Source organism: Bacillus sp. L_1B0_5 (genome assembly GCF_000836715.1).
GTDB classification, from domain to species: Bacteria; Bacillota; Bacilli; order Bacillales; family Bacillaceae_G; genus Bacillus_A; species Bacillus_A thuringiensis_S.
On sequence record NZ_JXIS01000007.1, the window covers coordinates 100,039 to 123,098 of the forward strand.

A 23,060-nucleotide genomic window follows, 5' to 3' on the forward strand; every position below is an offset into this window, starting at 1 on the left:
CCCTATTTTATGAATATGCTCGATCCCAAAAGCGTTGTTTTGTCATAGCTTTAATAAATTCATTTGCTAGTCGTATAGGGTCTTGTTCTATTAAAACACCAGGATTTCCTTCGATATTTAAAGATTGAATAATAGACGAGCCGTTTTGGAAGGAGCCAATTGGCTTAAAGTGATTATATGATTCTACGACAAATGAACTTGCTTTGTTAAGAAAATGATCATCCATCTTTCCGCCGATAAGAAGTAATCCATCATAAAGGAGTGGTGAGCCTGTTAAGAAAGTATCATTTACTTCCCACTGTCCATTTTGCGTTCCCTGCACTATGCCTAATCGTTCGGAAACGATCACTGGTTGAAGACCTACTTGTTTGAACTGATTTATTATATATTGTGCGCTGGGCCCATCATATCCATTTGCAACAATGACACCTACTCGTAATGTATTAGGACTAAAGGTCGTATTTGCCATACTGAGTGCTGGAGATGATTTTGTAACGTTGGATTCTTGCACATTTGGGATTTTTGCCCCGATAGCTTCTGCAACTAAAGTAGCCAATTCTGTACTAATATGTCCAATCATATCCACGACTTGTTGGCGGACAGATTTACTTTTGACTTTTCCTAATTCAAAGGAGAAAGCCTGCATAATGTGGATTTTTTCGACGTGACTCATACTATTCCAAAATAAACGAGCTTGAGAGAAGTGGTCTTTGAAGCTAGCAGCAGTTTCCCTTGTTTTATGACCAGATACAGTAGAAGGATATGTAACGAATCCCCCCTTTGTCCCAGGTACAGTATAAGGAGAATTATTTGCTAAGGAATTGTTATGGTAGGCAACTTTTCCTTTGTCGATTATATATTTAGACGCACCATCTCTTTGGTTGTTATGAAATGGGCATATCGGGCGGTTAATCGGTAGTTCTTGATAATTTGTACCAACGCGTGCTAATTGTGTGTCTGTATAAGAAAAGAGTCTACCTTGTAAGAGAGGGTCATTGGTAAAGTCAATACCACGGACGATACTTCCAGGGTGTAGTGCCACTTGTTCAGTTTCAGCGAATACATTATCTACATTGCGATTTAAGGTCATTTTCCCAATGATTTTAACGGGAAAATCTTCTTCAGGCCAAATTTTCGTTGCATCTAATATATCGAAGTCGTATTTAAATTCGTCCTCTTCTTCTAAAATTTGAATGCCAAGTTCGTACTCAGGGTAGTTTCCAGCATTAATATTTTCCCACAAATCACGGCGATGGTAATCTGGATCAGCACCGCCTAGTTTTTGTGCTTCATCCCAAATTAACGAATGAACGCCGAGCTTTGGTTTCCAATGGAATTTCACGAATCGTGACTTTCCATTTCTATTAACTAGACGAAATGTATGAACTCCAAATCCTTGCATCATTCGAAAGCTTCTTGGAATTGTACGATCGGACATAATCCACATCATCATTGCAGCTGATTCTTGATTGTTGGCGATGAAGTCCCAAAAAGTATCATGTGCTGTTTGGCCCTGTGGAATTTCATTATGTGGCTCTGGTTTAAGGGCGTGAATTAGATCAGGAAATTTAATGCCATCTTGAATAAAGAAAATGGGAATATTATTTCCTACTAAATCAAAATTTCCTTCTTCTGTATAAAATTTAACGGCGAATCCTCTTACATCTCGATTCGTTTCATTTGCTCCTTTTGATCCAGCTACTTCAGAGAAACGAATAAAAAGCGGTGTTTTTTTTGAAGGGTCTTGTAGAAAGTGGGCCATTGTTAGCTCTTCTAAAGATTCATATAACTCAAAAATGCCATGTGCTCCGTATCCTCGTGCGTGAACGACTCGTTCTGGAATTCGTTCACGGTCAAAGTGAGAAAGTTTTTCTCGCATAAGGAAATCTTCTAGAAGGGTAGGGCCACGATCACTGGCAGTTAAAGAGTTTTCATCATTTGAAATTTTAACACCTGTATTTGTTGTCATCTCTTTTCCTTCATTCTCACGCGTGAAAGATTGGAGTTGTTCTGTCTTTTTATTTTTTTTGCCGTCCATAAAAAACACCTCCCATAATATACGTATTATTGTTTATGTTTTTTATGCTTGTATATAGCATGAAGATATTGCATAGTTGGGATGATTTTCCTCAAATGTTCGATTTATCTTTGTTTGTCTATGAAAATCATTTATTATAATAAATGGTATTCTTCGAGATATTATTTTGAAGGGGTGTTGAAGTGAAAGAAAGTTTTCTATCATATAAAGAAGAAGAAAGGAATGCAAAAATCCTTTTATGGGTGTTATATGTCATTGTTATTGTATATCAAATTTTCTATGCAATCGTATTAGACGATAAATCAATAATGGATAAGGGGTACAACATAGTATGGCAAGTTATTTGCGGAGTAGCAATACTGTGCGTGAATATATATTTAATGAAAAAAGAGAAGGCCAACCTTGTTAAATATGCATGGATATTTGCATACATAGGGATAGAAATCGCTAATATATTTTCGTATGTTTTTTATAATAAGGCGGCGTTTGATGCGACAAATATAATAGAAATTATTCTCATTTTCTTTGTACCCATATTTTTAAATAAAAAATTTTATGTGATTTTACTTTCTTCTATTGTAGGAAAATATTTGATTTATTTATTTGTATTAGAGGAAGTAAAAGCATTTATGTACCTTATTATGTATACACTTATGTTAATAGCGGCATATATCATTTTAAACCGATTTTTACAATATCTTTCAGCTGTAAAGGAAAGTATTGCGATTGCTAGTGAATCGCAAAAATTAGCGGTAATTGGGAAAATGGCAGCGACGGTTGGACATGAAATTAAAAATCCACTCGCTTCATTAAAAGGATTTACACAATTACAACGAGAGAAGCATGAAGAGGATCCTATTTATAAACGTATGATTTTTGAAATAGAAAATATGAATAATATGATAAGTGAGTTGATGGAAGTTGCTACATGCAAACCTTCTATTTATAAGAAACATGATGTGGGGAAAATTGTATTACAAGTAATAACAAGTCTTCGCGAAAAAATGAATGAATTAAACGTACAGTTTATTTCTAATGTGGAAGAAAAAACAGTAGAAATTGAATGTGATGAACGAAGAATAAGAGGAGTCTTTATATATACGATAAAAAATGCTTTAGAGGCAATGGAACAAGGTGGCATATTACATGTAAGATTAGAAAATAAAGGGAAAGAGTATGTAATGATCAGCGTGATTGATAATGGTCATGGTATTAAGCAAGAAAACTTAATTCGTGTTACAGAGGCCTTTTATACAACGAAACAAGATAAAATTGGTCTGGGACTTACGGTAGCGAATCGAATTGTCGCCGAGCACCTTGGTGAGCTGCATATTTCAAGTGAAAGAGATACTGGAACGAGAATAGACATCATTCTCCCAAGGAAGTGTGGAAATACTGAAATCCAAGTGGAAGAAAAGCTAGGAGTTACCATATGAATAAAGGCTATATATTTAAAAATGAAGAAATAAAGGCGCTGAAAGCATTTTTAAGTTTATTTTTCATTATATTTTTTGTATATGATCTTGCCTATGAATTTATCGTACCATTAATCGGTGGAGAGCAAGAAGGCGTAGGAGAGTTTGAAGATGGCTTAGGTTTATGGCTTTACTTTTTGATGGTGGTATTGTTTTGTATTGGAATATACTTTATGAAATGGAAGAATGTTTTTGCGGTAAAGTATATTATTCTAATTGGCTATAATGTATTAGATTGTATCCATAACATTATGATTTATTATGGTAGCGATGCAGAATTTGACGGTGGAAATATAGTAGAAGGATTTTTTATTTTGTTCGCACCAATCTTTGTGAATAAAAGATATTTCTGGTTAGTTCCAGCGATACTTGTCGGAAAGTATGCTCTTACAGGAATCATTATTCAATCTTCTCTCGTTTTAATTCCAATGGCATTATATAGCGTATTTACTATCATATGTTGGATTATATTTTTGAGGGTTCAGTCTTACGTTCGTACGCTTGAGATGATGGATAAAGAAATAAAACAGACAGAAAAACTAGCAGCTGTTGGAAAGATGGCAACGGTTATTGGTTATAAGATTAGAAGACCTTTAGCAAACTTAAAAAAACTTGTGAATAAACAAGCAGACAAGCATCCAGAGGATAAAATTTATAGTGATATTATGAAACAAGAAGTAGATCGGATTCATATAATTGCTACAGAACTTAGTGGATTTGAGAACTCTAAATCACTAGAATCAGAAACTCATAACATAGAAGAAATTATCTCTTATGTTATTCGAGTTATGGAAAAGCCTGCGTTAAAACAAGGAGTCAACATACAAGGTATTTACAGTAAAGACTTACCATCAATTACATGTGATGAAAAACGATTAAAACAGGTCTTTTTTAATTTAATTAAAAATGCAATTGAAGCAATGTCAGTTGGCGGAACAATTACGATTAAAGTTACTGTAAAAGATGGAATCATCATTCAAGTGAAAGATGAGGGATGCGGCATTCCGAAAGATAAAATTCCAAAGTTAAATGAAGCCTTTTATACAACGAAAGAAACAGGAACTGGTCTAGGTTTAGTAGTTACAGAAAAAATTATTAAAGACCACAACGGTAAAATGAGTTTTGAAAGTGAAGTTGGGGTTGGAACGACGGTTGAGGTTATGTTACCACTGCATTAAATAGAAAAAACATCACTTCCAAATAAGTGATGTTTTTCTATTTTATCTTGCTATTTGTGGATAGTAAAAATCTCATTTTATCGATAAAGAATGTATGATGTGTTTCTAAGATCAAAATGTTTTTATAAGTTTTTATTATGGATTTTTTGGTAAAAAATTTAGACTATAAAAATTAATTGTTTTTTTCTAAAAAAACTATTTTCTTTTTTGGGTTTTAATGGTATATTCAAAACACGATAAATAAATACCTATTTTTGGCACACTATTCGAAAGGATAGGTCGCAAAGCTAAGAGTCTAAAGTAATGAAAATTACTATGATAGTCTGGTTGCAGTTTGGATTTTCACACATAGTTGTATGTATGAAAATCGAAGAGGCAACCGGATTTTTTATTGTCTCAAAAAGAAAAAATAAATGGGCACACTATTCGAAAGGATAGGTCGCAAAGCTAAGAGTCTAAGGTAATGAAAATTACTATGATAGTCTGGTTGCAGTTTGGATTTTCACACATGTTGTGATGTATGAAAATCGAAGAGGCAACCAGGCTTTTTATTTTTTAGGAATACACATTATGATTGTAAATTTAGTCGATTAATACATCTAATATTCGAAATATTCGGTACATAGAAAGTGGGGGAGGGAAGTACATTGCAAAATCAAATAGGTAAATTTGGGCGTATACTTCTCGCTGGAGGAATATTATTTACGCAAGTTGGTGTGCTAGATTACTCTGCAACGAAAGTTTATGCGGTTACAAACGACGAGCAAGGACGTTTTATCGTTCATATGGATAAACAAGAAATAAAAGTTGATGAAAATGTAGTATTAAAGATTACAAATACAAATAAACAAGATGCTAATATCGAGCTGAAATTATCTAATGAGCAGCTGTTCAATGAAGCAGAAACGAAAAAAATGAACGAAAACAATAAAGCGATTCAAAGCATTTCAGTAACAGAAGATCACATTGTAAAAATTGAAAAGAATGAGCAAAGTAATTTTATCGGTGACGTATATGTAGTCATTCAAATGAAAAAAGCTGGAGAGTACAAATTTGAACCGATAGTGAAGTTTGAAGGAAATGAAAAGAAAATTGAATCTCCTTCTCTACATGTTGTAGAGAAAAAAGAGGCTTTAAATATAGCTATTTCTGATGAAAATCCAAAGGCTTCAGAGGAAGTTGTGAAAAAAGAAATCAGTGAAAAAGTGAAAGTATCGGAAGAAAATAAAAAACAAGAAATAAATGCTACTAATGCTGAAGTTCCAAAAGAAACGAAGACTTTAGCGAAAGAAAAGGTTAATGAGGAACTCGTACCAAAGGAAAATGAATTAAAAGAGAGCAATAGGATAAACGAAAATAATCAGGAATTACCTGCTATTCAAGCTGAGAAGGTATTAAAGAGCCAATCTCTACTAGCTGCTAGTCCTGTTACAAGTATTCTTAAATATCCAAATGTAAAGGTAATAAATAATAGAACAGGTGAAGGGCCTTCTATCTCGGGTAAATATGCTTTTAGATTTGTTTGGAGCCCACAAGTAACATATGAGGTAAAGGGTAGTAGCAATGACAGAACTGGTCAAAGTCAATATACATTTAGAAATTCAAATAGAGAACAGTACGTATTAGTAAAAAAAGCTGGTGAATATCAAGGGAAATGGATTGATGTCCGTATTAATATTCACTCTATGACAGCTTCATCTGTAGATGTTAAAACACCAATAACTAAAGGTGATGCAAAAAACTTTTTACAATTATATGGGAACGGAAGGTCAGGACAAACTTATAATGCTTCCTTTGAATTTTATGAACACGGAACAAGTAAAAAAGTACCATTAACGGCAATGTGGAATTTCAAAAGGATAAATAGTTATAAAAATGTAACGTTACGTAATGATGGTAGTCATTTAACGAATTTATACGTGTATGATACGAGTTCAATTAGGTATCAAGACAAAGGGAATAATAAAATCGAGTTTTCTGGAACAGCAGGTCCAGTAGCTACTCCAGAAGCAGATATGACAATTACATTTGATAATTTAACAGAATTACCGCTAGAAGTTAGATTAAATGCTTCAGGTGTTAATGTATCATACGACCAATTAGCGATTGCACAAATTGAAATTCCAGCTCCAAGTGTAATAGGAGATATTGTGGAAGATAATTCCCGTCAACTTTCTTATAAGGTATATCAAAATATGCCTGCTCAATCGAAAGAGATTCACTATGCGAAATCTTTTGTATTAGAAAGTGAAGTGAATAAGGATTTTACTGTGAATGATGTTTCCATTCAAGATGTGGAGAGTGGAGATGATGTAAGTAGTTTCTTTGATATTAGCAGGACAAACAATAAAGTCACTGCGGTTGCGAAAGTAAATGCGCTAAAAACAGAAGAATTCAACGGGAAAATTTATGAAATGACAATTACGGGTTCTCCTGTAAAAGGTGCTGATGTAATGAAATATTACAAAGGTGGTTATCTTGAAATACCGGTGTCAGCTAAAAATTATTTAGATGGCGATAAGAATGGACAAGATAGTAATCGAGATGGAATCGCAAAAATAAGGTATAAAGGTATTCCAACTGGGAAACCAGTCCTACAAAAAGTAGTGCAAGGAACAGATTTAACAAAAATGGATATTTCTAAATTTGTGACAGATTTATCTGTAGATACGAATTTGGATGTAGATAAACCAATATCAGTAGTGAAGTTAATCAATATTCCAGATACCAAAACAATAGGGAATCATACTGTAACGGTTGTAATTGAAACGAAGCAAGGTGTACAAGCGGAGATTCAAGTGCCGGTTACTGTCGTTGATGGGACTTTAAAGTTAGTAGACGTACCAAAAGAAATTACATTTGGAGATTTAACAATTCCATCGAAAACAACGACATACGCACCGAAGGCGATTTCAAATCCTTTAAAGGTAACCGATGATCGTGTTAAAAAGCAAAAATGGAGTGTATATGTAAAGGAAATTACACCATTAACTTCAGCGCAAAATGACACATTGACAGGAGCATTGATTTACAAACGAAATGGAAAGGATACACCTTTAAGTACTTCTAGTATAGAAGCATTCTCGTATACTTCTAAAAACGACGAGGAGGTTTCACTAAATTGGAAGGAAAACGAAGGAATTCATTTACAAGTAAAACCAGGGCCGAATGTCAAAGCAAATACTAAATATGCTGGACAGCTAGAATGGACATTAACCGATGCTCCTCTCTAAAAATATATGAAATATATAAATTTTAGAAAGGAGAGAGTAATGAAAAAAATAGTTGGTATTATCGTTTCCACAGTTATATGTGTGCCGTTTCTTATGGCAAATGTAGTAACGGCTACAAGTACGAATTCAAAAGCGGGTATTACATTTTCGAATAGCTATACACCAAATACATCAACTGATCCGACAAAGATAAATACAAAAAAAGAGACAGTTGATAAAAATAAAAATGGAGATAAATATTTACCGAAAACAGGAGGCCAGACACGGGACTTCAAACAATATATAGGATTGTTTTCGATTGTTTTATCTCTATATGTATTCAAAAGAATTAGGGGAAAGCAAGTGTATTCAAAATAAAAAATAGATGAAAACAGAGAAAAGGGGAAGGTACATATGAAACTAGCAAAATTAGCATTAATCGGTGCAGTATCATTAACATCAGTTGCAGCAGTAGGAACTTCAGCATTTGCGGAAGAGAAAGCAAATATGAAATCAAAAACAGATGTAACGTTTATTGAAGATACAAGCACAACAGATCCAAACAATCCAGAAACTCCAAATGAAAAAGTTACACCAGAGAACCCTGGTGACCATGAAAAAGGAACAAAAGGTCCATTAAGTATTAACTACGTTTCTAACTTACACTTCGGCGAGCAAGTTATCTCTGGTAATGATCAAACGTACTTTGCAAAACTGGATAAAGTAAAACAAGCGACTAAAACAGTTGAAGTACCTAACTTCATATCTGTAACAGATAACCGTGGTACAAATGCAGGATGGAAATTAAAAGTAAAGCAAAATGCACAATTTAAAAGTGGTAATAGTGAGTTAACAAATGCAGCTTTAAGCTTAAGTAACCCAGTTGTAAATTCTGTAACTGATGCACAATATGCACCTACAACATTTAAAAATAAAGTAACACTAGCTCCAGGTGGAGATGCGGTGGAAATTACTACTGCCGCAAAGAATAAAGGTATGGGTGATTGGACGACTGCATTTGGTAAAGGGACAGAACAAGGTAAACAGAGTGTGAGCTTATTCGTACCAGGTACGACAGCGAAAGAAAAAGGTGCGAAATATTCAGCTGAGTTAACTTGGACTTTAGAAGATACACCAAACTAAGCTTTTATAAGCTTGAAAATTAAGAATAAATGAATTGAAAAATGATTATAAAGGGGTATAAAACTATGAAACTAGCAAAATTAGCATTAATTGGAGCGGTAACATTATCATCAGTATCAGTAGGGACGTCTGCATTTGCAGCTGAGAAAGATGGCGGGAAATTAGACTCAAAAGCATTCATTAAATTCGAGAAAAATACAGATAAAATTGATGTTGTTAATCCAGAGAATCCAGATGAAACTGTAGATCCAGTTGATCCAGATAAAAAAGGTACAGATGGTCCACTAAGTATTGATTATGTATCTAACTTCAACTTTAAAACACAAAAAGCATCAGGGAATAACGAAATCTACTTTGCAGAATTAGATAAAGTAAAGAAAAAAGTAGACGGTTCTGTAATTGACGTCCCAAACTACGTTCAAGTAACAGATAACCGTGGTACAAATGCTGGATGGCATTTAACAGTAAAACAAAATGGTCAATTCAAAACTGCAGATGATAAAGCGTTGGATGGCGCGGCATTAACATTAAAAAATTCAGCTTTGAAATCAAACGCAGGTAGCGACGCACCAACAGCAGAACAATCTATCACATTAAATCCAAGTGGTGCAGCATCTGATTTAATCGATGCAAAAGAAAACCAGGGTATGGGTACATGGGTAAATACGTTCGGTAAAGATGCAGCAGAAGCGAAACAAAGCGTAGAGTTATCTGTACCAGGTAAAACGAAAAAAGAACAAACACAATACACAACTTCACTAACGTGGGAACTAACAGACGCTCCTATGTAAGTAAGAGGAACTTTAAGATAAAAGAGGAAAATGAGAAGAGATAAGGGAATGGCTTTAACCTTATCTCTTTCTTGTCTATAAAATGGATATGAAGGGGACTACATAAGAGATGGTAAAAAAACTATTTACTAGCTTACTATTAATTACATTCTTCATGATAAACGCTTTTTCAGTATATGCAGCTGAAATGAAATTTGCTGTGACAGCAGTTATACCAGAAAATCAAATTGATAAAAATCAAACGTATTTTGATTTGAAAATGCAACCTGGACAAAAGCAAACAATTCAAGTCCAAATGAAAAATGATACGAATAAAGAAGTTGTGGTAGAATCGTTTGCTAATGCAGCAATTACGAATAGCAATGGTATTACAGATTATAGTACAGTAGAACCAAAAACGGATTCTACTTTGAAATATCCGTTTTCTAAAATTGCTAAAATGCCAAAAGAAACGAAAGTACCGGCTAACAGCATAGTGACAGTTGATATAAACTTGGAAATGCCAAGTGAGTCGTTTGATGGTGTTATTTTAGGTGGTTTATACTTTAAAGAAAAAGAAGATGAGAATGCAAAGAAAAAAGATGAAGGTGTGCAAATTGAAAATAAATATGCATACGCAATTGGTGTTGTTTTAAAAGAGACAGATGCTGAAGTAAAACCAGACATGAAATTAAACGAAGTAAAGCCAACACAAATTAACGGGCGTAACGTTGTTACTGCAAATTTACAAAACGTAAAGCCAGCAATGTTAAAAAATTTAAGTGTTGATGCAAAGGTATATAAAGAAAAAGGTACAGATGTTTTATTTGAAGCGAAAAAAGAAAATTTAAGAATGGCGCCAAACTCAAACTTTGATTACGCTATTAGCTGGGAAAACAAAGCGTTTGATCCAGGAACGTACCGAGTAGAAGTGAAAGCTACTGATGGCGATCAAAAGTGGGAATGGACGAAGAAATTTACAATTGAAGGAAAGACAGCCGATAAGTTAAATGATACAGCGGTAGAAGCGAAAAAAGACTACACGCTATATTACATTATCAGCGGAGTACTACTGGTAATTATATTATTAGTTCTTGTGTTCTTCTTAGGTAGACGCTCTAAAAAAGAGGACGATAAAGAAAAATAATATATTGATAGTGTAAAAAGAAAATAATGGATGTTTTACTATGAAAAATATATAATGGCTTTGTCTGTTATTTGTTGTAGTTCATTTATATTTCTATTTGTTGACCCGAATCTCGGGTCTTTTTTTATGGAATGAATTGCTATATATCAGTAATGAGAAAAACAGAATATACAGCACCTGCAGCATGAATATAAAGAGGGGTTGTATACTCTCTCAAAAATAGGTTTCCAGCTGTAATACTGTTGGCACCAGTAAATTCGGTGCTAACAGTAGGTTCGTTTTCTGGCACAACGAAAGCATTTACGTTGGTACATGTGCTTTCTCATTTATCTATTTTTCTGTGGTCGATTGTATTGTGTATATAAATTAAAAAATGATAGTGTTAGAGCCACCATTTCTCCTGCGGAAGCAAAATAACATCCACATCAAAATTCTCTTTAAACCAATCATACATCAATGTCTCTTTCACTAAATATTCAGAGGCAGAGTGTGACACCCCAATTAGAGACATATTCGTTTCTTTTACATAATTCATAATGAGAGAATATTTATGTCGGCCGTAATCATTGTCGATATGGCAATGGATTTCTCCTGTAATATATGCTTCAGCACCTTTTTCTTCTGCTTCCTTCATTAAAGATACAACATCGCCACATCCAGCGATAATTGCGATTTTTTTGATGGAATCATGTCGTTTACCTTCGAAGTCTGTGTAAGGAATGTGGAAGAGTTTTTTTAGATGTTTTTGGAGTGCTTCTGTTGATGTTTCATCTATTTCACAAATAAGGCCAACTGGTTCTTGTTCTGGACCTCCATATGCAAAGTTGTCCACTACAGTAGCATTTAATGCTTTTGCAATTGAAATACTCGTTCCATGCGTTTGATGAAAATCCATTGGTACGTGACATGTATATATAGAAAGTTGTTTTTCTTTTATTCCTTGCAAATATTTTTCAGGAATTGGTACGAAACCGCGGCCTGATCTTCCAATTGGATCACCGCACTCCATTACAAGGGGATGGTGCATAAAGAGTAAATCACCGGGTGTGGATTGTGAAATGAATGTTTCAAGAACGTCATCTGTAGGGAATACAGCTAAAAATACTTTGTTTACATTTTCAGATCCGTGCATCATAAGGCCGTTAAATAAATCTACAAAATTTGCTTCGAAAAATTGTTGCCAAGGAAATTTGATAGGATCATATACGGCTGGGATAAATCGACTAAAGGCGCTATCTTTTCCGTATTTTTCAATTTGAAATAAGTGATCGAGTGATTGCTCTATTTTTTTTAAGGCTGGCATGTTTAATAATCCTCCTTAAGATGATTCTTGCTTTATGAGTTGTTTATATTCTTCGTAGCAAAATAAGAAGCGGATAGGAAACAAATAAAACCTAGAATCCAGTCAATAGAAGGAGAATAGGGAAGTACATGCTGTAATAGCATTCCGCTAGAAATGAAGAAACTACTAAATAGACCTAATAACATAGGATATCGTTGTAGTTTGAACACGGATAGTAAACATCCTTTCTCCTGCATGAACTACTCATAAAAGCTCGATTGCTGAAACTTTATCACATACATTGTATATTAGTCTTAATTTTCTGTATATAATTTTTGAGAAAAATGGTGATACAATATATGAATGATAAGAGAAGAGAGGATGAAGATTAACATATGTACGTTACTGTAACAGAAGCAGCATATAAAAAGATTATGGATACGATTCCGAGTGAAGCGAAATATATAAAGTTATTTTACGATAATGAGGGTTGCGGTTGTGTTATGAGCGGAATCATCGATTTAGTAGCTGTAGCAGAAAAAGATGAGCGCGATGTGGATATTGAATCAAGCACAATGAATTTTATCGCTGATCGTACAAAGCTTGTATTTATGGATGATAAGTTAACGGTTGATTGGCATGAAGGTGGAGGAACTTTTCAGTTGAAGAGCCCAAGCCAGTTTTATAATCCAAATATGAAGTTACACGTTCGAGTATAGTAAAGGAAATGTGAGTCCAAAATGTATTTTGGACTCACATTTTTTTATTTTATAAGTCGCTATTATTGTCGATTTTTGTTGATTAGTCGATATATTTGGGAAATCGCCGATATAATTTCATTTACCAAAAAGTTTCATATAATAAAAAGATTTTTTCACATAATGAAATGTACATATGATTGAATTTTCTGTATAACCTTCTTTGCGGAGGGGATACGCATGAGAAGATGGGGAATTGAGTTATTAATTTTAAGTGTTGTTATTATTTGGGGGATTAACTATACGATTGCGAAGTATGGACTGTTAGAATTTACAGCAATTGAGTTTACTGCACTTCGTATGATGGTGGCGGCACCGCTTCTGTTACTCCTTACCTTTTTTATTGAAAAGTCGGTTTATATGGAGCGAAAGGATATACCTAGATTAATCATTGTTAGCGCTGTAGGTATTGTACTGTATCAAACGTTATTTATGGAAACTGTCAAATATACATCCGCTACAAATGCCTTTTTACTCATTTCTATATCACCTATTTTTACAACTGTATTTGCGATTTTTCTGAAACAAGAAAATTTTTCTTCTCGAAAGTTAATCGGTTCTATGATTGCTTTTGTTGGTGCAGCATTAGTTTTAGTAGCAGGACATTCACTTACTAGTTCTTTTTATGGCAATGGAATTGGACTTATTACATCAATATGCTGGGGGCTTTATCCTGTTTTAGCAGGACCATTAATTAAAAAATATTCAGCATTACGTGTTACTGCATGGTCTGCATTAGTGGGTGCGATTCCGCTATTATTGTTAAGTGGTCCGCATGTGTTTGTCATGCCATTTCAAATTACTCACGGAATGACACTATTTGCTTTACTATATTCTATTTTCTTTGTCACAGTATTCGGCTTAGTGATGTGGTATGTTGGTGTTCAAAAAATTGGGGCGTCACATACGATGGTATATATGTATATAACGCCGCTTGTAGCTGTTTTATTTGCAGCTGTCTGGGCAAATGAATATGTATCGTTTCAACAGATCATCGGTGGAATTATCATTTTTGTCGGTCTATGGTTTGTGAAATCGGAGAAAGTAAAAGTTCATTCTATTGCAGGGGAACCTATATCAAAATAGGAAAACAGATCACCTATAATCTGCTTTCCTATTTTTTTATTTTTGGTAAGAAGATGAGAAATAAGATAGCAGTAATAAGTGGGATTAAGTTTAAAAATGGAATACGGAAGAGTGTAATAAGAATAATACCAGGAAGAAGAACACCGAGGACAGCGTAAAAAATGCTATGATTTTTCGTGTACCAATACAATGAAAGTCCGATAAGTGCAGGGATAATGAGGTGAATGAGAGCCATTAAAAAATAAATCATTAGACGCCCCCTTTATTTGTGTGCTTATTACATCATATCCGTATGTTCATAGATTGATATCATTTTTTTCATAAATGGATGAAAAAAGTTTGGAAAACCGTCACAAAATATGAGAATATGATGTTCGAAATCTTGTATAATATTATTTCCTAAAAACATTTAAACAACATAAACATACGGTTTATGTTGTTTTTGATTTGAGTGAAATGGATGTAAGGAATATGAATTTGAAAGAAATTTTTTGTTGGATAGATAAGAACGAATGAAGAGGGGTACAGCATGATTAGTATGTCACTAAGATCATTTAAAATCCAATCGTATTATATACTAGGTATTTTGTTACTAGGTTGGATGTTAACACCGTTTTCAGCACACTTTTTAGGTGCTGGAATTGGGCTTATTGTAAGTATGTATTGCGTTTGGCTTTTAGGGAGAAGAATTGAGAAGCTTGGAGATAGTATTGTAAAGAAGACGAAAGCACCGACACTCGGTATGTTTAACCGTTTTGCAGCTGCCATTTTGGGTGCTATTATTATGTACGAAATTGAGCACCACATGGTTATGTGGGCATTTGCAGTAGGGATTATGGGTGGTTATTTCTTAATCGTTGTGAATTTAGGATACTATAGCATGAAAGATGAGAAAGAACTAACGAAGAGTTAAAAAAGATAAAAAGATACTTTATAGATGGAATAGAGGATCTGGCGTGGGATAGAAGCGGTCAGTGCCTATTTAAGCCCCATTCGTCGTAAACCCAGAAGATGTAGTGGGTAGGAAAGTAGTTAATATGTTTGAATCCATGATGTGTACGTGTGAAAATTTGAGTATATAAATTAAAAATTGTGCTTGGACAGTCTTTAGGTGGAATAGAGGATTTAGCGAAGAGTAGAAGCTATAAGAGTATATAGAAAGAAGCTTACGTAAAAACGTAAGCTTCTTTTTTATGTAAGTGTGTGTAACCGTTAAGCCGCATTGGGTTTTGTCGGTGAGTACGCGAAACTTTACGGTTACACGACATTTATTCATATGAGTAAAGGGTTATTTCAACAGAAAGTTTTAATTTAAGCGATTGGGCCGCCTAAGTTAATAATATCTTCAGAAACGCTTTCGAACTTTTTGAAGTTCTCTTTGAATTCATTTGCAAGCTCGATTGCTTTTGCTTTGTAAGCAGCTTTATCAGCCCAAGTTTGTTCAGGCATTAACACTTCGTCAGGTACACCTGGTACGTGAAGTGGAACTTCAAGACCGAAGATGTCATGTTTAGCTGTTTCAGTTTTTGCAAGTTCGCCGCTTAATGCTGCTTGAATCATTGCACGAGTATAACCTAAGTTCATACGTTTACCAACGCCATATTCGCCGCCAGTCCAGCCAGTGTTTACTAGGAATACTTTCGCATCGTGTTTCTCGATTTTTTCACCAAGCATTTCAGCGTAGCGAGATGCATCAAGTGGTAAGAATGGTGAACCGAAGCAAGTTGAGAATGTAGCTTGCGGAGATGTAACGCCGCGCTCTGTTCCTGCTAGTTTACTAGTGTAACCACTTAAGAAATGATACATAGCTTGCTCTTTTGATAACTTACTGATTGGAGGCAATACGCCAGATGCATCAGCAGTTAAGAAAATAATTGTATTTGGGTGTCCAGCAACACTTGGCAGTACGATATTGTCGATCGCATGCATAGGGTATGCAGCACGAGTATTTTCTGTTAAAGTAGTATCGGTGTAGTCCGCGATACGCGTTTGTTCATTAATGATAACGTTTTCTAAAACAGATCCAAATTTGATTGCATCGAAAATTTGTGGTTCTTTCTCGTGAGAAAGGTTTACACATTTTGCATAGCAACCGCCTTCAATATTGAATACACCGTTATCAGACCAACCGTGTTCATCATCACCGATTAATTTACGGTTCGGATCAGCAGATAAAGTTGTTTTACCTGTTCCAGATAAACCGAAGAATAGTGCTACGTCACCTTCTTCACCTACGTTTGCAGAGCAATGCATAGAAAGAATATCTTGTTCAGGTAGTAAGAAGTTCATAATAGAGAAGATTGATTTTTTCATTTCTCCAGCGTATTCTGTACCACCAATTAGTACAATACGTTTTTCGAATGAAACCATAATGAATGCTTCAGAGTTTGTACCGTCAACAGCTGGATCAGCTTTGAAGTTCGGTGCAGAAACAATTGTGAACCCTGACTCATGAGTTGTTAATTCTTCTTCAGTTGGACGAATGAATAATTGATGTACAAATAAATTGTGCCATGCATATTCATTAATAACTTGAATTGGTAGGCGGTAATTGCGGTCAGCGCCTGCAAATCCTTTGAAGACGAATAACTCTTCTTTTTCTTTTAAGTATTCTAAAACTTTAGTATATAATTTATTAAAATGTTCTTCAGAAATCGGTTGGTTCACAGCTCCCCAAGCAATTTTGTCAGCAACCGATGCTTCTTTCACAATAAATTTATCTTTAGGAGAACGTCCTGTATATTTTCCTGTTGAAGCAGAAACGGCACCAGTAGAAGTTAATTTCCCTTCATTTCGCATTAATACTTTTTCCACTAATTGCGGAACACTTAGTTGAATCTGTGCATTGCTTCCGTTCAATAATTCGTGTAAACCAATTTGGACATTCACAGTACTCATATTTATATACCATCCTTTTCATTTAATGAAATATTTCTCGTAATCCCCAACAAGAGTATAACACAATTATATAAATAATGTATACTATTTATTTCTTTTTGTTTGTGTGAATGCATTATTTCCCTATTAATATTTCATTTCAGGCGTATTGAGAAAAACTTTCAGGAAAATGTGAATATTAATTGACAAATGAATATCATTTCTTTAGTATAGGTTGGGACGGATACTCTCTTATCCCGAGCTGGCGGAGGGACAGGCCCGATGAAGCCCAGCAACCTCACTTGTATTGATAAATACAGGTGAATAGGTGCTAAAACCTGTGCGAGGCTACAGGTCTCGAACGATAAGAGCGAAGGGCAAAAAGCAGTATGCAAGTAGCAAATTAAACCTTTCCTCTATGTAAAGTAGGAAAGGTTTTTCTGTATGCTTGTGTGGGAGAATAAATGTATGTCGCAGTTTGTGGCAAATTAAGGATGAGTTCCGTACAATATATACAATTACTGTAGGGAGGTTTACCACATGACAAAAAAACGTCATCTGTTCACATCTGAGTCTGTAACTGAAGGACATCCAGATAAAATTTGTGACCAAATTTCTGATTCAATTTTAGATGCGATCTTATCAAAAGACGCAAATGCACGTGTAGCTTGTGAAACAACTGTAACAACTGGTTTAGTATTGGTAGCGGGGGAAATTACGACTTCTACTTACGTAGATATTCCGAAAATCGTTCGTGAAACAATTCAAGGCATTGGTTACACACGCGCAAAATACGGATTCGATGCAGAAACTTGTGCTGTTTTAACATCTATCGATGAGCAGTCTGCTGACATCGCTATGGGTGTTGACCAAGCGCTAGAAGCACGCGAAGGTCAAATGACTGACGCTGAGATTGAGGCAATTGGTGCAGGAGACCAAGGTTTAATGTTTGGTTTTGCATGTAATGAAACACAAGAATTAATGCCACTTCCAATCTCGCTTGCTCACAAATTAGCTCGCCGTTTAACTGAAGTACGTAAAGATGATACATTATCATACTTACGTCCAGATGGAAAAACGCAAGTTACAGTTGAGTATGATGAAAATGGTAAACCAGTACGTGTTGATACTATCGTAATTTCTACACAACATCATCCAGATGTTACATGGGAAGAAATCGATCGCGACTTAAAAGAGCACGTAATTAAAGCTGTAGTACCAGCAGAATTAATGGATGGAGAAACGAAATTCTTCATTAATCCAACTGGCCGCTTCGTAATTGGTGGACCACAAGGTGATGCTGGTTTAACAGGACGTAAAATCATCGTTGATACTTACGGTGGATACGCTCGCCACGGTGGCGGTGCATTCTCTGGTAAAGATGCAACAAAAGTTGACCGTTCTGCAGCATATGCAGCTCGTTATGTTGCGAAAAACATCGTAGCAGCTGGTCTTGCTGACAAAGCAGAAGTACAACTTGCATACGCAATCGGTGTAGCACAACCAGTATCAATTTCAGTTGATACATTCGGCACAGGTAAAGTATCTGAAGACGTACTAGTAGAACTAGTTCGTAACAACTTCGATCTTCGCCCAGCTGGTATTATTAAAATGCTAGACTTACGTCGCCCAATTTACAAACAAACAGCAGCTTACGGCCACTTCGGACGTACTGATGTAGATCTTTCATGGGAACGTACAGACAAAGCTGCAGCTTTAAAAGAGCAAGCTGGTCTATAATATATGAAAAAAAGCTTTGCGCGGTGAGCGCAAAGCTTTTTTTATTTCGTTTTACTTACAATTTGAATGCATGATTTGCAATATACTTCTCCATCTAGCTCAATATACTTTTTCATATTAGTCATGCCTTTTCATACGTTTTTATTTCCTTTTTACATGATTTAGAAAGGGTGGGTTTCTTCTGGAACATATGCAATCAACCTTTCAATTGACGTGCTTTTCCTGCGCAAAAGGCACTGCTTAGTAAAAATAGTGTCGCGAATATAATGCTTACTAATGTAGCGTATGGAATTGCGCCTTTTAAGGAAAAGCCGACAGTGATTGAAGCGATGAATAAGAGGATAAATGTTGTTGTTAATTTTTTATATAGTTCCATAATATGTAGACCTCCAATTTATTTTTTAGTACAAGTTTTAAAATTGAATTCTATTATGTAGAAAATATAAGGAGTAGCTAAAGATGTGTAGTCTAGGAGTATAAGAAAGTGCACTTTCCTTTTTGTGGGTTAGTATACTTATATTGTATCATGGCGCATGATTGGCTTCATATATAATTGTGTAAAGATATGTATGATAAAATGAAGAAAAGTCTTTAAGAAAGGAAAGATACAAAATGAGTGTAACTGAACATAAAAAACAAGCTCCAAAAGAAGTGCGTTGCAAGATTGTTACGATTTCCGATACACGTACGGAAGAAACAGATAAGAGCGGACAATTATTACATAAATTATTAAAAGAGGCAGGACATACAGTGACCTCTTATGAAATTGTAAAAGATGATAAAGAAAGTATTCAGCAAGCAGTGTTAGCTGGTTATCATAGGGAAGACGTAGATGTTGTATTAACAAATGGCGGTACTGGTATTACGAAGCGTGATGTAACAATCGAAGCAGTGTCAGCATTATTAGATAAAGAGATTGTCGGGTTTGGTGAGCTGTTCCGCATGATTAGTTATTTAGAAGATATCGGAAGCAGCGCAATGTTAAGTAGAGCAATCGGCGGTACAATTGGACGTAAAGTAGTTTTCTCGATGCCAGGGTCGAGCGGAGCGGTTCGTCTTGCGATGAATAAATTAATTTTACCGGAATTAGGCCATATTACATTTGAGCTGCATCGCCAATGAGTAAGTGGGCTGGAATTGTATTAGCGGGCGGTATGTCGAGTAGATTCGGTGAGCCAAAAGCGTTAGCGAGCTGGCGAGATAGTACTTTTATTGAGCTTATTTTGAAAGTGATGACAAGTGCGCTCCAAGAAGTTGTAGTCATCAGTCACTCTGATATAAAAGAGCGAGTAGAGCAATTCGTACAAGTTCCTGTTATAGAAGATATTCCGCACTATAAAGGAAATGGGCCGCTTGCCGGCATTGTATCAGGAATGGAATACATAGAAGCAGATTGGTACGCTATTATGCCTTGCGATGCGCCAAATGTTTCGCATGAATGGTTTACCATTTTACTAGAGCAAACGAGCAATGAATATGATGCGGTTGTACCTATTATTAATGGAAGAAAACAGCCGCTACTTGCAGCGTATCATAACCGCGTGAAAGAAAAGATTTATGCTTTACTTCAGGAAGAGAAAAGAAGTATGGGGCAGCTTTTATCACAATGTAATGTGAAGTATGTTGCTGGAGAAGATGTACAAGCGAATACAGATTGGTTTATAAATGTAAATACAAAAGAAGAATATGTGCAGGCTCAAAAAGACCTTTCAAATGAATGAAAGGTTTTTTGATATACAGAATTGGGGAACAATTGCTGTATAAAGGTATGTGAGTAAGTTGATTTTAAGGGGAATTCTTAAAATCATTATACAGCAAAAACACTGTATAACCATATATTAATTTTTATGGGTTTTTATTACAAGTCTGTTTAGTTATGTTTATTTTTGCTATAATGAATATGGAAATAAATGATATTTCACCTTATGTATCATTCATTTAACTAAAATTCACAAGTGTGTAATAAACTCCCTTCGTTTTTGAAGGGAGTTTTTCTGTTTAAGCAAGTAACTCTGATGCGGTATGCTGAAGGACTTCTTCATACTGGTTAAGTAAGGCGCGAAAGATCTCATCCCAGCTTTTTGATTTCGCAAAAGATGAAGCTGCTATTCCCATTTGCTCAAGTTTTTCTTCATTTTGCAATAAAGAATAAATGGATGATAGAAATGCATCCTCATTTTTAGGGGGACAAAGAATTCCCGTTTTTCCATCTGTAATAATATTTTTAACCCCGCCACTATTTGCACCAATGACAGGTGTGCCACATGCGAGTGATTCAAGTACAACATTTCCGAATGTTTCAGTAGCTGATGGAAATACCATTATGTTAGAACAAGCATATGCAGCGGCTAAATCTGCACTTTGTAAGTAGCCAGTAAAAGTGACATTTGTTTGCGGAACAGCTTCACGCAAATTTGTTGCTAGAGGTCCGTCTCCTGCGATGAGCCAATGAATGTCGTTTCGAGTATGCGATGTTTTAACGATAAGGTTTTGCAACGTATCAATATCTTTTTCAGGAGCAATTCGTCCTACATAGGAAAGAACATACTTCGCTGTAATATTATATTTTTTTCGGAATAGGTCTGTATTGTAAGCTGGATGAAAGAGTGTGCAATCTACACCACGTCCCCAAATGGAGAGGGCCTGAAAGCCTTTATTTTTTAATTGATGTAATGTTTCAGGGGAGGGAACGAAATTTTTTTGCATATGACTATGAAACCATTTTAAATAGTTCCAAAGCATATTGGTGAGAAATTCAATTTTGTAATAGCGTAAATACGCATCGAAATCAGTATGATAAGAACCGACAACTGGGATGTTTAACTTTTTGGCGTAATACAGTCCACAAAGTCCCATGTTGAAAGGTGTGGCAATGTGAATAATGTCAGGTTTAAAGGAATGAAGTTCCCGTTTAATACGCGGAGTAGGAAAAGAAAAGCGACATTCTGGATATAATATTGTTAACGGGATACTTCTCATCTTGTTCACATTAGCCACGAAATTATCTTCAGCTGTATGTTGAGGGGCGAAAACAGAATAGGCGATCTGTTCTTTCTGAAAGTAACTTGTTAATCGTGCTAACGTTTTCGCAACCCCGTTAACTTGTGGCGTAAAAGTATCGGTAAAAATGGCGACTCTCATCATATCACTCCTTTATGTGAAAAGTGGGATGAATTGATAAAAAGAGATGATGCCAGAGCAAGTGCCAAGGCACATGCCGACGAATACATCTGACGGATAGTGAAGCCCTAAATAAATACGAGAAATACCGACGCATAATGCTAACGGTAATAGGAAAGCAAGTAAGCTTGGATTATAGCAAATAAATGGAATGAAGACAGAGAAAACGGCTGTTGTATGACCAGACGGGAAAGAGTGGTCTTTTAATGGATGGACTGGATATTTCGCATCCTGAATTGTTAAATAAGGACGTTTTCGTGGATACCACCTTTTTAATATTTGTACAGGAATATGGCTAATTGCTAAAGAAATAGCAGTAGCGATTGCCGCTTGGTGTAAAGTCCCTTTTGCAAAAATTAAAAAGAAAAGTGTAAGTGTAATGGAGAAAGTAGCACCACCGATATGGGTAATATTGCTGAAAAAGATATTTAATGTTTTTTGATCAAAGTAGCGATTAATTCCTTTAAAAATGTAACATTCTATTTTATATAATCCACTGACCTTCATGAAAATTCTCCTCCCTCGTTTACATATATATGGAGATATTAGCTTTTATTTTAATAAGATTTTGTTGAGGGAGTAATAATGTTTTGTAAAGAAAAAGTTAGTTTTTATATAAAAAAAGCTGCCAGTATTATGGCAGCAGTAAAATCATTTTTGTAGTGATTTATAATATTGACCTTTTTCAACATACTGCGTACGAATACGCTCCATATCTTTACGGTCTTCTTCTGTTAATTCACGAATGACTTTCGCGGGACGACCGAAAGCTAACGTGTTTGGCGGGATTTTCTTTCCTTGTGAAACGAGGCTTCCAGCGCCGATAAAAGCTCCTTCGCCAATTTCAGCACCATCTAATATAATGGATCCCATTCCAATTAAAGCATCCTTTTTAATATGACAGCTATGTAAAATAACTTGATGCCCAACTGTAACATCATCTTCTAAAATAAGAGGATACTGAGGGCTTTGGTGGAGTGTACATTGGTCTTGTACATTTACTCGGTCTCCGATTATTGTTGGTGACACATCACCACGGATGACTGTATTAAACCAAATACTTGATTCCTCGCCAACGGAAACATCGCCTGTAATCGTAACATAGTCAGCGATAAAAGCACTACTCGAAATTTTCGGATTTTTTTCTTTGTAAGGATATATCATGTAAAGTCTT

Annotated in this window: 21 protein-coding genes and 3 riboswitches; of the genes, 13 read left to right on the forward strand and 8 right to left on the reverse strand. The window is 35.3% G+C overall.

The window, feature by feature from the left end; all coding sequences use genetic code 11:
• Positions 1-7: 7 nt before the first annotated feature.
• Positions 8-2,038, reverse strand: coding sequence for a catalase (locus tag RT27_RS02565; RefSeq protein ID WP_043935230.1), 2,031 nt, complete (start codon positions 2,036-2,038; stop codon positions 8-10).
• A 182-nt stretch (positions 2,039-2,220) separates the two neighbouring features.
• Between RT27_RS02565 and RT27_RS02570 the strand changes: the two genes are divergently transcribed.
• From RT27_RS02570 to RT27_RS02600, 7 genes are all read left to right on the forward strand, one after another.
• Positions 2,221-3,474 carry an ATP-binding protein gene (locus RT27_RS02570; protein ID WP_043935231.1) on the forward strand — a complete coding sequence of 418 codons (1,254 nt, stop codon included), beginning with the start codon at positions 2,221-2,223 and terminating at the stop codon, positions 3,472-3,474.
• The gene (locus RT27_RS02575; RefSeq protein WP_043935232.1) at positions 3,471-4,691 is read left to right on the forward strand and encodes an ATP-binding protein; all 1,221 of its coding nucleotides are present in this window, start codon (positions 3,471-3,473) and stop codon (positions 4,689-4,691) included. Before RT27_RS02570 ends, RT27_RS02575 begins: the two co-directional genes overlap by 4 nt.
• A 246-nt stretch (positions 4,692-4,937) precedes the next feature.
• Positions 4,938-5,026: riboswitch (cyclic di-GMP riboswitch) on the forward strand.
• Between the two features lie 71 nt (positions 5,027-5,097).
• A riboswitch (cyclic di-GMP riboswitch) is annotated at positions 5,098-5,186 on the forward strand.
• Positions 5,187-5,338: 152 nt separating this feature from the next.
• Positions 5,339-7,924, forward strand: coding sequence for a WxL domain-containing protein (locus RT27_RS02580; RefSeq protein ID WP_043935233.1), 2,586 nt, complete (start codon positions 5,339-5,341; stop codon positions 7,922-7,924).
• Positions 7,925-7,963: 39 nt separating this feature from the next.
• Positions 7,964-8,281 carry a hypothetical protein gene (locus RT27_RS02585; protein WP_000724871.1) on the forward strand — a complete coding sequence of 106 codons (318 nt, stop codon included), beginning with the start codon at positions 7,964-7,966 and terminating at the stop codon, positions 8,279-8,281.
• Positions 8,282-8,317: 36 nt separating this feature from the next.
• Positions 8,318-9,046, forward strand: a complete 729-nt coding sequence (locus tag RT27_RS02590) for a WxL domain-containing protein (RefSeq protein ID WP_043935234.1) — start codon at positions 8,318-8,320, stop codon at positions 9,044-9,046.
• A gap of 65 nt (positions 9,047-9,111) precedes the next feature.
• On the forward strand, positions 9,112-9,837 hold the full coding sequence (locus tag RT27_RS02595; protein WP_043935236.1) for a WxL domain-containing protein: 726 nt from the start codon (positions 9,112-9,114) through the stop codon (positions 9,835-9,837).
• A 109-nt stretch (positions 9,838-9,946) separates the two neighbouring features.
• Entirely contained in the window at positions 9,947-10,963 is a 1,017-nt protein-coding gene (locus tag RT27_RS02600) for a DUF916 and DUF3324 domain-containing protein (RefSeq protein WP_043935238.1), read from the forward strand.
• 382 nt (positions 10,964-11,345) lie between these two features.
• Here RT27_RS02600 and RT27_RS02605 read toward each other — a convergent pair whose 3' ends face one another.
• Positions 11,346-12,266, reverse strand: coding sequence for a Nif3-like dinuclear metal center hexameric protein (locus tag RT27_RS02605; protein WP_043935239.1), 921 nt, complete (start codon positions 12,264-12,266; stop codon positions 11,346-11,348).
• Positions 12,267-12,640: 374 nt separating this feature from the next.
• Here RT27_RS02605 and RT27_RS02610 point away from each other — a divergent pair, with 374 nt between their 5' ends.
• Together RT27_RS02610 and RT27_RS02615 are read left to right on the forward strand one after the other, a co-directional pair.
• A complete protein-coding gene (locus RT27_RS02610) occupies positions 12,641-12,964 on the forward strand; it encodes an iron-sulfur cluster biosynthesis family protein (protein ID WP_000289570.1) in 324 nt (107 codons plus the stop codon).
• A 219-nt stretch (positions 12,965-13,183) separates the two neighbouring features.
• A complete protein-coding gene (locus RT27_RS02615; RefSeq protein WP_043935240.1) occupies positions 13,184-14,089 on the forward strand; it encodes an EamA family transporter in 906 nt (301 codons plus the stop codon).
• Between the two features lie 28 nt (positions 14,090-14,117).
• On the opposite strand, the gene RT27_RS02620 is transcribed toward RT27_RS02615, so the two are convergent.
• The gene (locus RT27_RS02620) at positions 14,118-14,339 is read right to left on the reverse strand and encodes a hypothetical protein (RefSeq protein ID WP_000639042.1); all 222 of its coding nucleotides are present in this window, start codon (positions 14,337-14,339) and stop codon (positions 14,118-14,120) included.
• Between the two features lie 279 nt (positions 14,340-14,618).
• Between RT27_RS02620 and RT27_RS02625 the strand changes: the two genes are divergently transcribed.
• On the forward strand, positions 14,619-15,002 hold the full coding sequence (locus RT27_RS02625; RefSeq protein WP_000624926.1) for an ATP synthase subunit I: 384 nt from the start codon (positions 14,619-14,621) through the stop codon (positions 15,000-15,002).
• A gap of 398 nt (positions 15,003-15,400) precedes the next feature.
• On the opposite strand, the gene pckA is transcribed toward RT27_RS02625, so the two are convergent.
• Positions 15,401-16,987 carry a phosphoenolpyruvate carboxykinase (ATP) gene (gene pckA / locus RT27_RS02630; protein ID WP_043935241.1) on the reverse strand — a complete coding sequence of 529 codons (1,587 nt, stop codon included), beginning with the start codon at positions 16,985-16,987 and terminating at the stop codon, positions 15,401-15,403.
• A gap of 228 nt (positions 16,988-17,215) precedes the next feature.
• Positions 17,216-17,337: riboswitch (SAM riboswitch) on the forward strand.
• 169 nt (positions 17,338-17,506) lie between these two features.
• Between pckA and metK the strand changes: the two genes are divergently transcribed.
• Entirely contained in the window at positions 17,507-18,706 is a 1,200-nt protein-coding gene (gene metK / locus RT27_RS02635) for a methionine adenosyltransferase (protein WP_000163117.1), read from the forward strand.
• A gap of 196 nt (positions 18,707-18,902) precedes the next feature.
• Here metK and RT27_RS02640 read toward each other — a convergent pair whose 3' ends face one another.
• A complete protein-coding gene (locus tag RT27_RS02640; protein WP_002123244.1) occupies positions 18,903-19,082 on the reverse strand; it encodes a hypothetical protein in 180 nt (59 codons plus the stop codon).
• A 236-nt stretch (positions 19,083-19,318) separates the two neighbouring features.
• On the opposite strand from RT27_RS02640, the gene RT27_RS02645 reads away from it, so the two are divergent.
• Both RT27_RS02645 and RT27_RS02650 read left to right on the forward strand, forming a co-directional pair.
• Positions 19,319-19,828 (forward strand): molybdenum cofactor biosynthesis protein B, encoded by a 510-nt coding sequence (locus RT27_RS02645; RefSeq protein WP_016079987.1) that lies wholly within the window; start codon positions 19,319-19,321, stop codon positions 19,826-19,828.
• A complete protein-coding gene (locus RT27_RS02650; protein ID WP_016079988.1) occupies positions 19,825-20,427 on the forward strand; it encodes a molybdenum cofactor guanylyltransferase in 603 nt (200 codons plus the stop codon). Before RT27_RS02645 ends, RT27_RS02650 begins: the two co-directional genes overlap by 4 nt.
• 277 nt (positions 20,428-20,704) lie before the next feature.
• Here RT27_RS02650 and RT27_RS02655 read toward each other — a convergent pair whose 3' ends face one another.
• The 3 genes from RT27_RS02655 to RT27_RS02665 all read right to left on the reverse strand — a co-directional run bounded on the left by RT27_RS02655 (position 20,705) and on the right by RT27_RS02665 (position 23,050).
• Positions 20,705-21,847 (reverse strand): glycosyltransferase family 1 protein, encoded by a 1,143-nt coding sequence (locus RT27_RS02655; protein WP_043935242.1) that lies wholly within the window; start codon positions 21,845-21,847, stop codon positions 20,705-20,707.
• Positions 21,848-21,859: 12 nt separating this feature from the next.
• A complete protein-coding gene (locus RT27_RS02660; protein ID WP_043935243.1) occupies positions 21,860-22,393 on the reverse strand; it encodes a phosphatase PAP2 family protein in 534 nt (177 codons plus the stop codon).
• A 144-nt stretch (positions 22,394-22,537) separates the two neighbouring features.
• Positions 22,538-23,050, reverse strand: a complete 513-nt coding sequence (locus RT27_RS02665) for a gamma carbonic anhydrase family protein (RefSeq protein WP_000640219.1) — start codon at positions 23,048-23,050, stop codon at positions 22,538-22,540.
• Positions 23,051-23,060: the final 10 nt, after the last annotated feature.